At 71.9% G+C, this 14,978-nt stretch carries 11 protein-coding genes; 3 read left to right on the top strand and 8 right to left on the bottom strand.

All coding sequences use genetic code 11. The annotated features are described in order from the left end of the window. Positions 1–5 precede the first annotated feature (5 nt). Entirely contained in the window at positions 6–1,322 is a 1,317-nt protein-coding gene (locus ACLBXO_RS18560) for a CitMHS family transporter (protein WP_331313671.1), read from the bottom strand. A gap of 117 nt (positions 1,323–1,439) precedes the next feature. On the opposite strand from ACLBXO_RS18560, the gene ACLBXO_RS18555 reads away from it, so the two are divergent. Then, complete coding sequence (locus tag ACLBXO_RS18555) at positions 1,440–2,366, top strand: LysR family transcriptional regulator (RefSeq protein ID WP_331313672.1); 927 nt, start codon at positions 1,440–1,442, stop codon at positions 2,364–2,366. Here the strand turns inward: ACLBXO_RS18555 and ACLBXO_RS18550 are convergent. Continuing rightward, complete coding sequence (locus ACLBXO_RS18550; RefSeq protein ID WP_447686285.1) at positions 2,254–2,808, bottom strand: amidohydrolase family protein; 555 nt, start codon at positions 2,806–2,808, stop codon at positions 2,254–2,256. The genes ACLBXO_RS18555 and ACLBXO_RS18550 overlap by 113 nt on opposite strands. Positions 2,809–3,077: 269 nt before the next feature. Here ACLBXO_RS18550 and ACLBXO_RS18545 point away from each other — a divergent pair, with 269 nt between their 5' ends. Next, positions 3,078–3,350 (top strand): hypothetical protein, encoded by a 273-nt coding sequence (locus ACLBXO_RS18545; protein WP_331313674.1) that lies wholly within the window; start codon positions 3,078–3,080, stop codon positions 3,348–3,350. 69 nt (positions 3,351–3,419) lie between these two features. On the opposite strand, the gene ACLBXO_RS18540 is transcribed toward ACLBXO_RS18545, so the two are convergent. Together ACLBXO_RS18540 and ACLBXO_RS18535 are read right to left on the bottom strand one after the other, a co-directional pair. Then, positions 3,420–5,111, bottom strand: a complete 1,692-nt coding sequence (locus ACLBXO_RS18540; protein WP_447686255.1) for a methyl-accepting chemotaxis protein — start codon at positions 5,109–5,111, stop codon at positions 3,420–3,422. A gap of 456 nt (positions 5,112–5,567) precedes the next feature. Continuing rightward, complete coding sequence (locus ACLBXO_RS18535) at positions 5,568–6,539, bottom strand: bifunctional helix-turn-helix transcriptional regulator/GNAT family N-acetyltransferase (RefSeq protein ID WP_447686254.1); 972 nt, start codon at positions 6,537–6,539, stop codon at positions 5,568–5,570. Between the two features lie 184 nt (positions 6,540–6,723). Here ACLBXO_RS18535 and ACLBXO_RS18530 point away from each other — a divergent pair, with 184 nt between their 5' ends. Next, positions 6,724–7,659 carry a helix-turn-helix domain-containing protein gene (locus tag ACLBXO_RS18530; protein WP_447686253.1) on the top strand — a complete coding sequence of 312 codons (936 nt, stop codon included), beginning with the start codon at positions 6,724–6,726 and terminating at the stop codon, positions 7,657–7,659. 128 nt (positions 7,660–7,787) lie between these two features. Here ACLBXO_RS18530 and ACLBXO_RS18525 read toward each other — a convergent pair whose 3' ends face one another. The 4 genes from ACLBXO_RS18525 to ACLBXO_RS18510 form a co-directional block, all read right to left on the bottom strand. Then, positions 7,788–9,926: a TonB-dependent receptor gene (locus ACLBXO_RS18525; protein ID WP_447686284.1), complete on the bottom strand. Its 2,139-nt coding sequence runs from the start codon at positions 9,924–9,926 to the stop codon at positions 7,788–7,790. 213 nt (positions 9,927–10,139) lie between these two features. Then, positions 10,140–10,586: a nickel-responsive transcriptional regulator NikR gene (nikR, locus tag ACLBXO_RS18520; RefSeq protein ID WP_447686252.1), complete on the bottom strand. Its 447-nt coding sequence runs from the start codon at positions 10,584–10,586 to the stop codon at positions 10,140–10,142. A 346-nt stretch (positions 10,587–10,932) separates the two neighbouring features. Then, positions 10,933–12,552, bottom strand: a complete 1,620-nt coding sequence (locus ACLBXO_RS18515; RefSeq protein WP_447686251.1) for a PepSY-associated TM helix domain-containing protein — start codon at positions 12,550–12,552, stop codon at positions 10,933–10,935. A gap of 10 nt (positions 12,553–12,562) precedes the next feature. After that, a complete protein-coding gene (locus tag ACLBXO_RS18510; RefSeq protein ID WP_447686250.1) occupies positions 12,563–14,905 on the bottom strand; it encodes a TonB-dependent siderophore receptor in 2,343 nt (780 codons plus the stop codon). Between the last annotated feature and the right edge of the window lie 73 nt (positions 14,906–14,978).

Below are 14,978 nucleotides of genomic sequence, written 5' to 3'. Positions count from 1 at the left end.
GGGGTTCAGATGGGGAAGACGCCGAGGACGACGCAGGCGAGGGTCATCACCACCGAGGCCGTCAGCAGGAACGGGAAGGTGAACTTCTGGTGGTCGGCGAGGTCGATCCCGGTCAGGCCGCAGACCAGGAAGGTCGCGGGCGTCAGCGGGCTGACGGGGAATCCCGTCGTCATCTGGCCGAGCAGCGCGCCCTGGGCGACCTGCACCGGCGGGACGCCGAGCTGGTGGGCCACCTCAGCCACCACCGGCAGGACGCCGAAGTAGAACGAGTCCGGGTCGAACAGCATCGACAGGGGCATCGACACGAGGCCGAGCCCGAACGGGATGTGGCGGCCCATCTCGGGGGGCACGAAGGTGACGGCCGTCTGGGCCATGGCCCTGAGCATGCCGGTGCCCTGCATGATCCCGGTGAACACGCCGGCGGCGAGGAGGATCGAGGCCATCAGGATCGCGGCCCGGGCGTGCGCGTCGATGCGCTGCCGCTGGGCGTCGACCTGCGGGTAGTTGATGACCAGGGCGAGCGCCGTGCCGAGCATGAACATCAGCGCCGGCGGCACTTTCTCGGCCAGGAACACCATCGTCCCCAGGACCGCGGCGGTGAGGACGATGTTGATCCAGAAGCGGTCGGGGCGGCGCAGGCTCCGCTCCGCGTCGCTCAGGGTCCGGGCGGTCGGGACCGGGCCGGGCGCGGCCCCCGCGGCGCCGGGAACGAGGGCCAGACGGCGCTCCTCCCGCAGGCCGAGCCAGTACGAGGCGGCGAAGATGAAGACGAGGCCGACCGCCTGAACCGGCACGAGGGGCGAGAAGATCTCGGGGATCGGCAGCTTCAGGGCCGCCGAGGCGCGGATCATCGGCCCGGTCCAGGGCAGGAAGTTCACGCCGGCCGCCATCGAGGCGGCGCAGGCCAGGATGCGCCGGTCGATGCCGACGCGGTCGTAGAGCGGCAGCATCGCCGGGATGGTGATCAGGAAGGTCACCGCGCCCGACCCGTCGAGGTGGATCAGCAGCGCCAGCAGGGTGGTGCCGGGCACGATCCGGGTGGGGCGGGTGCCGACCCGGGCGAGGATCCGGTCGATGATCGGGTCGAGCATCCCGGCATCGCTGACGATGCCGAAGAACAGGATCGCGAACACGAACATGCCGACGACGCCCGCGAGGCTCTGCAGGCCCGCGAGGACGAACTTGCCGGTCTCGAAGCCGAACCCGCCGATCAGGGCGGCCGCGACCGGGATGACGATCAGCGCCACGAGGGGCGACATCCGCTTGGTCAGGATGGCGGCGAGCAGCAGCGCGATCGTGCACAGGCCGAGCAGGGCCAGCATCCGTTCCTCCCGTTGGGCGCCGGCGCGGTTCGAATCCGCGCCTGTATCGGGTCAGGAGACGGCGGAACACTTCATGACACAATTGAAAAGATCGGATCGCGGCGATAGCCTGAGCTTATGGATCTCAACCTCCGGCAGGTGCGGGCCTTCGTGTCGGTCGTCCAGGCCGGCAGCTTCACCCGGGCCGCCGCCCTGCTGAACCTGTCGCAGCCCGCCCTGACGGTTCAGATTCGGCGCCTGGAGGAGACGCTCGACGCGCGGCTCCTCGACCGGACCAGCCGCACCGTCGCGCCGACGCGGCTCGGCCGCGAGCTGCTGCCCGTGTTCCAGCGCGTGCTGCGCGACCTCGACGCGGTGGTGGTCGACACCCGCGACCTCGCGGCGAGGCGGCACGGAGTCGTGCGCGTCGCGACGCTGCCGTCCTTCGCGGCGAGCGTTCTGTCCGATGCGATCGTCCGCTTCCGCGCCGAGCACCCCGCCGTGACGTTCCTGATCAAGGACGTCATCGCGCAGCGGGTGCTCGACCTCGTGCGCGGCGAGGAGGCGGATCTCGGCATCGTCGGCGGCGACGTCCGCGATCCGGAGATCGGCGTCCTGCACCGGACGCGCGACGCCCTGCACGTGATCTATCCCGCCGATCACCCGATCGGCGCGCTGCCCCGGATCACGATCGCGGCGCTCGCCGAGCATCCCCTGATCCTGATGGACCCGGCCACGAGCGTGCGGGCGGTGGTCGACCGCGCCTTCGTCGGCTCGGGCCGGCTGCCCCGCGTGGCCTGCGAGGCCACCTACATGATGACCGCCGTCAGCATGGTCCGGGCCGGCCTCGGCCTGACGATCCTCCCGGGCGCGGCGCGGGAGATCCGGGCCGAGCCCCTGCTCCGTTCGCGGCCGATCGACGACCCGCTGTTCGAGCGTCCGGTCTGCCTGATCAAGAAGGCGGGGCGGACGATGCCGCCGGCGGCCGAGGCGTTCTGCCGGATGGTGGCGGACCGGCTCGCGGCTCCGGGCGGGCCGGCCGCCGGCGCACCGTCGAGCGCCTGATCGGCCGATCGGAGCCGCGGGCCCGGTGCCGCACGGAACCGTCCATCTTGGTCAGGGCGACCTCGGTCCGGTGGATCACGCGCGGGTCGATCGTCGGGCTGCTGCGGCCGAGGACGATCAGGTCGGCGCGCCTGCCCGCCGCCGCCGACCCGCTCCTGTCGTCCATGCGGAGCCGATAGGCGGCGCCCATCGCGTTGGCGCGGATCGCCTCCGCGACCGTCAGGCTCTCCTCGGCCGGGCTCAGCACGGGCCCGTCCGGCCGCCCGACCAGCTCCCGCGTCACGCCGACCCGGATCGGCGAGAGGGGCGCGTCGCTGTCCGCGACATGGACCAGGTGCGCGACGGCGTGACGCCGGTCGCGGGCGGATTGTTTGCGACGGCCCTCACACGCGACGCACCTGCAAGCCTCCCGGTTCCCGAACCCGACGAGACCTGTTTTCATTCTCGTGACATTTGGATAATATCTACTATCGATTGACGAATAACCGATCGCATAGCGTTCGCGGGATGAGCGAGCCGACCGGCGCAGATCGACCGGGCCCGCAACCGGCCCGGCCCGCCACACGATCGCTCCGCGCGACGCCGGAACTCTATCGGTCAGTCGGATTACGGTGGATCGTGGAGTCATCCGGCTCGCGACTGGACGAAAACGGTTCCGGCAGGCGACGGATACTGCCAGGCTGGTTCACGCGCTCGAAGACGGGAGGTACGATGACCCGAACGCTCTACCGCTCCGCGGCCCTGGCCACGCTGAGCCTGGCCGTCCCCGCCACGCTCGCGGCGCAGGGCCTGGCGCCGGACCAGACCGGCACCGGCGGCGGCCCGGCCTCGACGATCACGGCGCCGAACACCAACAGCCTCGGCGTGACCAAGCCCCCCGGCACCTCGCTCGGCCCGGGCGAAGTGCCGCCGCGCGCCGTGCAGGAATACGAGCGCGCCCGGGTCAACAAGATCGAGCGCAGCATCTGCGACGGCTGCAACTGAGCGCGGGCGCGGCCGGTCGCGACGGAGGCAGGCCCTCCCGCCCCAGCCCCTCTCGCCCCAGCCCGATCGCTAGGCGGCCCGGACCTCGTCCAAGAAGCTGCGGACGGCCCGGCTGAGTCCGTCGGACCGGACCGCGAGGGTGCGCGCGGCGCCGAGAACCTGCGTGGCGGCCGAACCCGTCTCGCCGGCCCCCTCGCGCACCGACCCGATATGGCCCGTGACCTGCCGCGTCCCCTGCGCGGCCTCCTGGACGTTCCGCGCGATCTCGCGCGTGGCCGCGCCCTGCTCCTCGATCGCCGAGGCGATGTGGGTGGCGATGCCGGACATGTCGTCGATCGTGCGGCTCACACCCTGGACCGCCTCCACCGCGCCCCGCGTGGCGGACTGGATCGCGCCGATCCGGGCGGAGATCTCCTGGGTCGCCCGTGCGGTCTGCTCGGCCAGCGTCTTCACCTCGGCGGCCACCACCGCGAAGCCGCGCCCGGCCTCGCCGGCGCGCGCCGCCTCGATGGTGGCGTTGAGGGCGAGCAGGTTGGTCTGGCTCGCCACGCCCGAGATCAGGCCCGCGGCCGCGCCGATCCGGTCGGCGCTGTCGGACAGCTCCCGGATGATGGTGCCGGTCTCCTGCGCGCGCGCGATCGCCGAGGCGGCGATCTCCACCGAGTGGGTCACCTGCCCGCTGATCTCCTGCACGGAGGCCGCCATCTCCTCGGTCGCGCTCGCGACCTGCTGGACGTTGCCGGACGTCTGCTCGGCGGCGACCGAGACGCTCGCCGCGAGGGTATTGGTCTGCGCGGCGATCTCGGTCATCGAGGCGGCGGTCGCCTCCATCTCGGTCGCGGCGGCGGTCAGCTCGTCGGTGAGCGCCCCGGCCTCGCGCTCGAACCCGCGCGTGATGCGGTCGAGCAGCTCGGCGCGGCGCATCTTGGCGGCGTCGGCCTCGGCCTGGAGGGCGGCCAGCCGCCGCGCCTCGATCCCCGATTCCTTGAAGACCTGCACGGCGTCGGCGATCTGGCCGATCTCATTCCGCTCGCCCTGGTGGGGGATCGCGACCGCGAGGTCCCCGGCCGCCAGCCTGCGCATCGGTTCGAGCACGGCGCGGACGCTGGCGGCGATGCTCCGTACGATCAGCGCCCCGAGCGCGGTGGCGAGGGCGAGGGCCACGGCGCCGATCACCAGCATGAGCCGCTTCGCGCCGGACGCGGCGGCCGCCCCCTGGGCGATCGCCGTCTCACCGCTGGCGTTGTTGAGCGCCACGATCTCCTCGAGCGCCTGGGAGGCCGCCTTGATGTGGGGGCGGACGCCGACGAGGCTCTCGCGCAGCGCCAGATCCTTGCGGCCCGTCCGCGAGTAGTCCAGCACGGCGGGTATCGCCGCGAGGTAGCCCTTCCATTCCCGGTCGAACACCTCGAAGAGCGCGCGCTCCTTCGGACCGTCGATCAGCGGCGCGTAGTTGCGCATCGCGGCGGCCACCGCCTCCGTCTTCTTCGACAGGGCCTTCTCCTCGGCCCGCATATGGGCGGCCTCAGGGTAGAGGATGTGGTTCACGACGCTGACGCGCACGTCGATCACGTTGCCGCGCAGCTCGCCGGCGTACCGCACGCTGGGCAGCGTGTTGTTGCCGAGGCGGCTCTGATCCTCGGCGAGATTACCCACGGCGTGCAGACCCACGCCGTCGACGAGAAGCAGACAGACGATGAGCAGCCCGAGTGCGCCGACGAGACGGTGCTTGATCGAGAGTTCCGCGAACCAAGCTTTCATTGTCCGAGCGCAGCTCCTGAGCGAAACCAACAGCGTGGGAGCGCGACGATAAGATTCCGTTACACATTCTGTTTCCGACCTCCCGCTGTCGACCTGATAAAATCAATTTTCAGTTGAATACCTGCATCCCGAACTTCGTCGGCGCGCGCCTCGACGGTCGGACGAGATCTGACGCGGGCCATGCCGGGAGCCTTCGCGGACTGGGGCAGCGCTGGCCGTCGCGGGGCTTCGTCCCGGGGCCGGGCAGCCGCGGCGGCCCTGCATCGGCCGCTGCTTTACGCGACCGTCGGACCGCGCGGGCTGCGCGCAGCTCACCGGACGCCGGTTCCCGACGCGCGGACGACGCCCCTGCCGAAGCCGGGGCGGCCGGCGGGCGGGGACATCTGCGGATCCTCCGTCACCGTGCCGGGCGGCGCGACCGGGACGGGATCGACGCGGACCGCCGGTCCGGCGGCGTCACAGGGGGTAGCGCATGGCCACGTTGCAGCGGGCATAGCGCCGGCCGAACCGGTCCATGATCTCCGGGTCGTGCCGGAATCCGACCTTCTCGTAGAGGTGCACGGCGGCTTCGCACTTGGTGTTGGTCAGCAGGTAGAGCGTCTCGATCTCCATGGCCGCGACCCGGGCCAGCACCGCCCGCAGCAGGTGCTCGCCGGCCTTGCGGCCCCGGGCCCGCTCGGACACGGCCATCTTGGTCAGCTCGTAGCAGCCCGCGTCCGTCCGCATCAGCGCGCAGGTGCCGACGATTCCGAGATCCTCGGCCTCCACGAACAGGATGAGGCCGCCGCGCTCCAGGATCTGCCCGCGGGGATCGGACAGGATCCGGCGGTCGTTCTCCTCCAGCGCGAACATCGCCTCGATCCACTCGGCGTTGATGTCCCGGAAGCGATCCGCCAGCGCGTCCGTGTAGTCCCGGATGGCCAGGCCCGGCGCGGCCTCGCCGACCGCGCGGTCCGGGCGGACGCGGTCCGCGAACGGGACGGCGTCGAGCCTGCGCTCCAGCGCGGCGATCTGCTTCAGCAGCGGGCCCGACAGGCCGTCGCACAGCCCCGCGACGGCCCTGTCGACGCGGGGCCAGAGCGCCTCCTTGGCGCGCACCATCAGGGCCTCGCCCGGCACGCTGAGCGACAGCGCCTTCTGGCGAAGGTCCGCGTCCGAGCGCGCCTCGTCGAGCAATCCGAGCGCGACGAGGCTGGCTGCCGTGCGCGTGACCGCCGGCTGGCTGACGCCCAGCGCGGCGGCGGCGTCTCCAATGGTCAGCGGGCCGTAGCGGTCGAGGGCAGCGAGGAGCGGGAACTGGGCCGGCTGGATGCCGAGACCCTCGTCCTTCAGGATCCGGGCTGCGTCGGCCTGGAAACGGTCTGCGAGACGCTTGAGGCGGCTGCCGAGGAACAGCGGTCCGAGTTCGTCGAGGATGTCCGCACGCATGTCGTTCTCCTACCCTAATTATATAACGCGTTATGTTTCGCGCAAGCCCGCGCCGTCCGGGGCGCCTCACGTCGGCGCTCGACGCGGGCGCCGCGGCACGCATGATCGTCGATTGTGTCCCGCGGGGGCTAGGCGGAAGCGCAACGTAAGGTAAAGTCGCCGATCTTCGATCGTCGGTCCCGCCGTGAACTTCGTACCCCGGTCCCTCTTCACAACCGACCCTCTGCCGGAGCGCGACCGTTTCGCCGCGTGGCGGGCGCTGTTCTCGGCCCACGACCTCGATGCCGATCCGCGCGGCTTCACGGGCCGGATCGAGACGACGCAGATCGGCCCGATGGCCCTGCGCGTCATGAACGCCGCGCCGCAGGGACCCGCCCGGACCCGGTCCCAGATCCGGCGCGACGGACAGGACGGCTTCGTCCTGCACCTGAGCCGGCACGCCTACAGCGTCGAGACCGAGCGGGGCGTGGCGGAGGTTCCGGCGGGCGCGGTCAGCCTCAACGACCTGTCGCAGCCGTACCGCCGCAGCCGGGTTCCGGAGACGGACTCGCTGATCCTGGCCGTCTCGCGCGCCTCCATCGCCACCGTGCTGCCGGACGAGGACGCGATGCACGGGCTGATCCTCGCGGGCGGTGCGGGCCGCCTCCTGGCCGACCACATCCGGAGCCTGGCCGCGCACAGCGACGCGATCACCACGGCCGACGCCGCCCACATCGCCCAGGCCACGCTCCACATGGTGGCGGCCTGCGCGCGCCCGAGCCTCGACGGGGCGGCCCGCGCGGCCGCGCCGCTCGAGGCCGCCCGGCTCAGGGCCGCGAAGCGGCTCATCCGCGGCCATCTCGCCGCGCCGCCCCGGATCGACGCGCTGGCGCGGGCGCTCGGCATGTCACGCTCCCAGCTCTACCGCCTGTTCGAGCCGGAAGGCGGGGTGGCACGCTACCTCGCGCGGCAGCGCCTCGCGGCCGTGCGGGCCGCCCTCGACAATCCGCTGGAGCCGCGCTCGATCGGCGCGATCGCGGAGGCGTACGGCTTCGGGAGCGGCGCCCAGCTCAGCCGCGCATTCCGGGAGACCTACGGCCTGACTCCCCGCGACTACCGGGTCTCGCGCAGCGGCGGCTGACGCGACCGGGGCGCCGGTGACGATCCCCGGATACCGGTCGGCGAGGCGCCGGCGCGCCGGGACGAAGTCCGTCACGGCGTGGGTCTGCCGCGAGGAGGGCAGGACTTGCGTGCGGCGGATGCCGGCGGTCAGAACCGTCCGGCGATCGTCAGCCGCACGGCCGTGGGCTCCACCGGGTGGAAGACGCGGTCGATCAGCCCCTCGGCGGGCTCGCCCGGCAGACGGGACACGTACGCGTAGGTGATCTGGTCGGACTTGCTGTTGGTCAGGTTGAGCACATCCAGCGAGACGCTCACCCCGGTGTCGAACAGGTAGCCGATGCGGCCGTTGAGCAGGGCGGTCGCCCGGGAGCGGATCGCGTTGTCCTCGATGAGCGGGCGCGGCCCGAAATAGCGGACCCGCAGGCTCCCGAACCAGCCGAGGGGCTCGCCGAAGGTCACGCCCGCCGACGCGATGGTCGTGGGGGCCTCCGGCACGCGGTTGCCGGCCGGGTCGTAGCTGGAGAACCGGGCGTTGGTGATCGTCAGATCCCCGTCCAGGGACAGCCACGGCGTCACCGCGTAGCGGTTCGTCCACTCGACGCCGAACCGGCGGGTCGGGCGGCTCGGCTCCGTGGTGCCGGTGTCGCCCTGGAAGATGTTCTCCGAGGCGAAGTCGAGCCGGAACAGGGCGAGGCTCGTCTCCAGCCCGGCGATCGAGCGGTTGCGCAGGCCCAGCTCGTAGCCCGTGGACGGCACCAGGAAGGGCGACCGGGTGATGTTGAACAGGGGGCTCGCGGGATCGACGGTGGCGGTGACGCCGCGCGCGTCGTTCGAGTGGAAGCCGCCGCCGTAATTCACGTAGATCTCGGTGTCGGACCACGGTCCGAGCACGAGGCCGAGCTTCGGGTTGACGATGCCGTCGGTGGCCCGTCCGGAGTTCGCCGGCGTGTCCGAGCGGATATCGGCGTAGTAGCCGTCGGCCCGCACGCCGACGCTCGTGCGCAGCCACTCGGTCCAGCGCACCCGCGTGTCGAGGTAGAGGGCGCCGCTCGATTCCAGCACCCGGTCGTCGAGCACGGTCGAGCGGTACTGGCGGAAGGCGGTGTTGAACAGGCCGACGCGGATCGAGTCCGTCCGCGTCTGCGCGCCGACCTCGACCTCCAGGGGCCGGCCGAACAGGTCGCCCTGGAAGATGTGCAGCACCTCGCCGCCGCCGAGGATGCGCTGGTCGCGCTGGTGGAACTGGTCGCCGTTCACCGGATCGTTGAGGGCGTAGGTGAAGTCGTTGAACAGGTTCATCTGGTAGCGGATCACGTAGGCGGAGGCCCGGGTGATGCCGGTGTCGTCCGTCGCGCTGAACCGGCCCGACAGCGAGAAGCGGGCGGTGTCGCCGCCATCCGTGGGGTTGAGGGTGCCGTAGCGGCCGATCAGCCCCGCGCCGACGGCCCGCTCCGGGATCTGGTTGGTGGCCGTCCAGCGGGACGCGTAGGCCATGCCGGTGACCGCGAACCCGTCCAGCGCCGTGCCCTGGCTGTAGCGGGCGACGCCGTTGAGCTTGCGCAGGGCGTCCGGGACGGCCCACGGCCCGTCGTAGACCTGCGCCTCGCCGGCCACCAGCAGGGTGCCTTCGCCCAGCGGAGCCGAGGCGATCGACAGGGCCCGCCTGTAGCCGAAGCTGCCGATCGAGGTCAGCGCGAGGTTCTCCCGCACGGTGTCGAGATAGCCGATGCGCACCGAGCCCGCGGAGGCGAAGTCGCCGTCGCGCACGAAGTACGGTCCCTTGTGGTACTCCACCGCGCCGACGAGTTCGGGGATGAGGAAGTTGAGGTCGGCGTAGCCCTGGCCGTGGGCGTGGGTGCGCATGTTGACCGGCATGCCGTCGAGGCTGATGGCGATGTCGGTCCCGTGATCGAGGTTGAAGCCGCGCAGGAAGTACTGGTTGGCCTTCCCCTCCCCGCTGTGCTGGGTGACGATCAGGCCCGGCACTGCCTCCAGCACCTCGCCGGGCCGCGTGACCGGGCGTGCGTTGAGAACCGCGCCGTCGATGAGGCCGGCGCTGGCCGCGTCGACGCTGAGCAGGGCGCCGCCGATCCCGGCGACGCCGCCGACATAGCCGGCGCTGGCGCCGGGCCCGTCCGTCGCGCGGATGACCGGCGGCGCCGCGGAGACCACCGAGATCTCCGACAGGGTCACGGCGGACGGTGTCGGGGCGTCCTCACCCGGCGCCGCCCGGCCGCGCCCGGCGGTCGCGACGACGAGGCCGCCCGCGGCGAGCAGCCGGGTCACGGCGCGGAGGCCGGTGGCGGCAGGCCGGTGGCGGCAGACGGGACGGGAGGTCGGGCGGGACACCGGCAGACCGAGCGAGGCGTGGCGATCCCCGGACTCTCGCATGCCGGGCGTATGATAAACATACGAAAAAATCATACGGGCGGATCGAGCCGGTCGTGTTGCGCGCGGGGCGCAGTCGCCGGGGCGCCGGATCGCGGGCGGGGGAAGCCCTCACCCCGGGCCGTCGTCGCCGTGGCCCGGATGGGCGTGGGCGTCGTCGCCCTCCGGGATGAGGTGCAGGTGACCGTAGCGGACGCCGCGCTGCGTGACGACGGCGTCGGCGTAGCTCTGCATCCGGGCCACCGGCCCGCGCAGGACCGCCACCTCGAGGCACGCGTCGTGGGTCAGGTGCACGTGCAGGCTGGCGATCGAGACGCCGTGCTCATGCCCCTCGCCGGTCAGCCGGCGGGCCAGATCGCGGGTGCCGTGGCTGTAGACGTAGCTCAGGGCCCCGTAGCAGGCCTCCGATCCGTTGGTCTCCGCGGCGCCGGTCGGCGCCAGGGCGTCGCGGACGATGTCGCGCACCGCCTCCGAGCGGCTGCCGTAGCCGCGCCGCGCGCAGAGGTCGTCGACCGCCGCCAGCAGGGCGTCGTCGATGGTGATGGTGATGCGCTGCATGCCCGTCCTGCCGCTCCCGTGGCCCTCTGGTACGGGGGCGCGGGGCCCGTGAACAGGCGGCGGGCATCGTCCGGGGCGGCAGAAAAGGAGCCTCGAGGGCCGCGCCTCGAGGCTCGAGTTCTGGGTCTCGGGGACATGTCCAGCGTGCGCTTGGGATGGACCGCGCTGGAGCGCCTGGGCCGAAGGATCAAGGGCGTGAAAATCGACGACACAGGCGCGACCGGCTGGCATGCCGGCCGAACCATTCTGCACAGATACAGTCGCGGCGCATCCGATGTATGTCAGATTTCGGGAGTTATTTTGAATTAATTCGCCGCACCAGGTTCAATATACCAGTTCAATTTTATCATATCGGTTCCCGATCTCCCGGTACCGGCATGCCGGGCCGGCCCTGGTCCCGCGGCGCGTGCCCCGCGATCGAGAGCCCCGCGGCCTTCGCGGGGCCGCGGGACGCTCCGCCGCGCCGCGCGATCGTGCGGACCGCGAGCAGGAAGAGGGCGGCGAGGGCCAGCATCGCGCCGTCGAAGGCGAGGAAGACCGGCTCGACCGGCGCGTCGCCGCCGAGCCGGAGCGCGACGAGGCGCCCGATATCGGCGGCCGCGACGGCGCCGTACAGCGCGGCCGCCGCCGTCAGCGTCTCCGGCCAGACCCGCCCGGCCGGGCGCAGGAACGCCGCCAGGGCGACGAGCAGCCAGACGGCGAAGAAGGCCCCGACCTCCCCCTCCGCCCGCGCGGGCAGCGCGGCGGGCAGCAGCCGGTTGGCCAGGAAATAGGCGGCGACGGCCGCGGGCAGGCCGGCGATCGTCGCGACGTTCAGGCCCTGGACGAGGCGCAGGCCGACGCCCCGGGGTGCGTCCCCCTTGGGCAGGCGCGCCACCGCCCAGAGCAGCAGCCCGGTCGCCACCATGGCGCTGCCGGCGAGGCCGCACAGGAAGAACAGGACCCGCAGCGCGGGGCCGGCGAAGTGCGCCTCGTGGAGGCCGACCATCGCGGTGAAGGTCTTGGTCGCCGGCCGCAGGCCGCCCGCGCGCACCTCCAGGACCGCGCCCGTCGCGCCGTCGAAGGCGATCTGCGGGTGCTCGTGGGAGAGGCCGTGCGGCTCCTCGAACACCGCCACCACGGTGGCGCGCGCGTCCGTCGGGTTGACGACCGTGATCCGCTCCAGGGGTTCCGACCGCATCGCGAGGGCGCGGACCACCAGCGGCCCGACCGGTGCCAGCGTGCCGGGCTGGCCGTCGGGCGGGCGGGGCGCGGTGATCTGGCCGGACTCGGCGAAGTAGCGCTGGCTGTCGCCGCGATAGGCCGCGTTCAGGCCCCAGGGCACGTACATCACCATGAGGGTGGCGAGCCCGGTATAGGTGATCATCAGGTGGAACGGCAGGGCGAGCACGCCCGCGACGTTGTGCGCGTCGAGCCAGCCCCGCTGGGCGGACTTGTCCCGCCGGAAGGTGAAGAAGTCGGCGAAGATGCGCCGGTGGGTGACGACCCCCGAGATCAGCGCCACCAGCAGGATCATCGCGCAGGCGCCGACGATCCAGCGGCCCCAGAGCGGCGGCAGGTTCAGCTCGAAGTGGAAGCGGTAGAGGAAGTCGCCGCCGCGCGTCGCCCGCACCGCCGCCGGCGCGCCGCTGTCCGGATCCAGGAGGACGTGGCCGGGCGGGCGGCCCGGCCCCGTCCGCCAGAACAGCTCCAGCACCGGCCTGTCCGGCCGCGGCAGCGCGAGGAACCACGTCCGCGCGCCGCCCGCGTGGGCCTGCAGGTGGGCGACGCCGCGCTCGGCCGCCGCCGCGAGCTCCGCCGCCCCGAAGGTCCGGTCGGTGCGGAGCTCGGGCCGCATCCACTGCGAGATCTCCGGCCGGTAGTAGCTCGCCGTGCCCGTCACGAAGACGGCGAACAGCACCCAGCCGACGACGAGGCCCGACCAGGCGTGGAGCCACGCCATCGACTGGCGGAAGGTCCTGCGCACGGCGGCCGCCTCACCAGCGGTAGCGCAGGGTCGCGTAGACCGTGCGCGGCAGGCCGTAATAGCAGCCCGAATAGGTGAAGCAGCCGGTCACGTAGCGCTCGTCGAGCAGGTTCTGCACGTTGATCTGCGCGCTGAGGCCGGCGAGCCGCGGGTCGAGGTGCTTCATGTCGTAGGAGGCGACGGCGTCGACCAGCACGCTCTCGGGCACCTGGAAGGTGTTGGCCGGGTCGCCCCAGGACGGGCCGAGGTAGCGCACGCCGCCGCCGAGGCCGAGGCCGAGGAGCGGGCCGTCGGTGAAGCGGTAGTCGACGAACAGCGACGCGGTCGTGTCCGGCACCTGCACCGGCCGCAGGCCCTGGAGCGGCACAGACCGGCGGGTCAGGTCGTTCGTGGTGAAGCCGGTGTCGCGGACGTTGCGGATGTCGAGGAGCGAGAAGCCGCCGATCAGGCTGAGGCCCTCGGCGAGGGTGGCCCGCGCCTCGAACTCGACGCCCTGCACGCCGACCTCGCCGGTCTGCACGACGAAGCCGGGATTGACCGGGTCGGTGGTGGTCGCGTTCGAGCGGCGGATGTCGAAGAACGCGGTGGTCAGCAGGATGTCGGTGCCGGGCGGCTGGTACTTGATGCCGGCCTCGTACTGGTTGCTGGCGATCGGGACGGGGATGCGCCCGGCCGAGCCGAGGGCCGCGTCGAAGATCCGGCCGTTGACGATCGGCTCGAAAGCCTCGCTGTAGGAGACGTACGGGGCGACGCCGCTGTCGAACAGGTAGAGCAGGCTGGCGCGGCCGGTGAAGGCCTCGGCCGGCACGTCCTGGATGGTCAGACTGTTCGGCGCGAAGGTGCGGGTCGGGCCGCTCTGCCGGGCTGTGTCGTAGCGGCCGCCGAGCGTCAGGACGAAGCGGTCGAACTTCGCCTGATCCTGAAAGTAGACGCCGGTCTGCTGGGCGTCGATCCGCGCCGTCGACGTGAAGGCGGGGAACCGGATCGGCAGGTCGTGGTCGGGGGCGAGGGCGTTCAGGCCCGTCGTCGCCGGGAACGGGCCGGTGACCGACCGCGTACTGAAGGTCCGGTGGTCGACGCCGAGCAGCGCCGTGTGGGCGATCGGGCCGGTGTCGAAATCGGCGATGAAGGTGTTGTCCATCGTGAAGGCTTCGATGTCGACCTGGGTGCCGCCGACCGAGCGGCCGATGGTCGGGCCGGTCGTGTACGGGCCGTTGACGTCGCCGAAGGTCGTGAACGCGCTGCGGTAGTCGCCGTTCGAGCGCAGGTAGCGGCCGGCCGAGTGGAAGCGCAGGTTCTCGGTGATCCGGTGGTCGAACAGGTACTCGACGGAGGCCTGGGTGCGGTCGGAGCGCTCGATGTTGCGGTCGCCGTCGTAGAAGTTCACCGGGAGCCGGCCGAAGACGCCGTTGCCGAAGTTGCGCGGGAACACCGTGCCGACGGCCGGGAAGCCGCCGTAGAAGCCCGAGAACGGGTCGCGCTGGTAGTTGGCGATGACCGTGAGCGACGTGTCGGCGGAGGGCCGCCACGTGAGGCTCGGGTTGATGAAGGCGCGCTCGACCTTGGTGGTCGCGGCCGGCCCGTCGCCGTTCCAGCCGAGTCCGACGACCCGGTAGGCGAACTGGTCGGCGAGCCCCGGGACGTCGGACGCGATCGGCCCGCCGATGTCGAAGCCGCTTCGGACCTCGCGGAACCCGCCGCCCTGGACGAACACCTCGCCGTGGCGGACGAATTGCGGGACCTTCGAGACGAGGTTGACGAGGCCGCCCGGGCCGGACTGCCCGTAGAGGACCGAGGCCGGCCCCTTGATGATGTCGACCCGCTCCACGCGATAGGGATCGACGCTGGGGAAGGCGTCGCGGTTCGTGGGCAGCGCCATGTTGTCGAGGAAGATCGGGGCGGTGAAGCCGCGGATGTAGAACTGCTCCAGGCGCGTCGAACCGGCGCCGCCCCGCTGCTCGGTGGTGACGCTCGGGGTGAAGCGCAGCGCCTGATTGATGGTCAGGGCGTTCTGGTCCTCGATCTGCTGGCGTCCGATGACCGAGACCGACTGCGCCGTCTCCAGGATCGGCGTGTCGGTCTTCGTGCCGACCGTGCTGCGGCTGGCGACGTAGCCCGGTACCGGCCCGGTCGCACCGCCGCGCCCGTACAGATCGCTGTTCAGGCTGCGCCCGCGCCCGTCGCCCGTCACGCTGAGTTCGGACAGCTCGATGTCGGTGGCGGGCGCGGGCTGGGCGAGCGCGGCCGCTCCGAGCGTGAATAGAGATGTCGACGATACAAACCCGACCCGGAGCAGCCTCTCCGCGTGATCGAACGCGCGCGACGCGGCTCGCCGGTCAACAGATCTCGACATTACACCAACTCTAAACAAGAAAGACCGGACGAAGATAGGCGCCAATGTCCGGTTATCACGGATCCGTGAGCAG

It is taken from the genome of Methylobacterium sp. C33D (assembly GCF_053345825.1).
The sequence above is the reverse complement of the archived record's forward strand: the minus strand, read 5'-3'. Positions and strand labels throughout refer to the sequence as shown.

What these genes read in the sequence shown, in the direction of transcription:
- ACLBXO_RS18550 (WP_447686285.1), bottom strand. Translation starts at nt 2,808, where the DNA reads ATGAAAACAGGTCTCGTCGGGTTCGGGAACCGGGAGGCTTGCAGGTGC.
- ACLBXO_RS18545 (WP_331313674.1), top strand. Translation starts at nt 3,078, where the DNA reads ATGACCCGAACGCTCTACCGCTCCGCGGCCCTGGCCACGCTGAGCCTG.
- ACLBXO_RS18560 (WP_331313671.1), bottom strand. Translation starts at nt 1,322, where the DNA reads ATGCTGGCCCTGCTCGGCCTGTGCACGATCGCGCTGCTGCTCGCCGCC.
- ACLBXO_RS18555 (WP_331313672.1), top strand. Translation starts at nt 1,440, where the DNA reads ATGGATCTCAACCTCCGGCAGGTGCGGGCCTTCGTGTCGGTCGTCCAG.
- ACLBXO_RS18535 (WP_447686254.1), bottom strand. Translation starts at nt 6,539, where the DNA reads ATGCGTGCGGACATCCTCGACGAACTCGGACCGCTGTTCCTCGGCAGC.
- ACLBXO_RS18510 (WP_447686250.1), bottom strand. Translation starts at nt 14,905, where the DNA reads ATGTCGAGATCTGTTGACCGGCGAGCCGCGTCGCGCGCGTTCGATCAC.
- nikR (WP_447686252.1), bottom strand. Translation starts at nt 10,586, where the DNA reads ATGCAGCGCATCACCATCACCATCGACGACGCCCTGCTGGCGGCGGTC.
- ACLBXO_RS18540 (WP_447686255.1), bottom strand. Translation starts at nt 5,111, where the DNA reads ATGAAAGCTTGGTTCGCGGAACTCTCGATCAAGCACCGTCTCGTCGGC.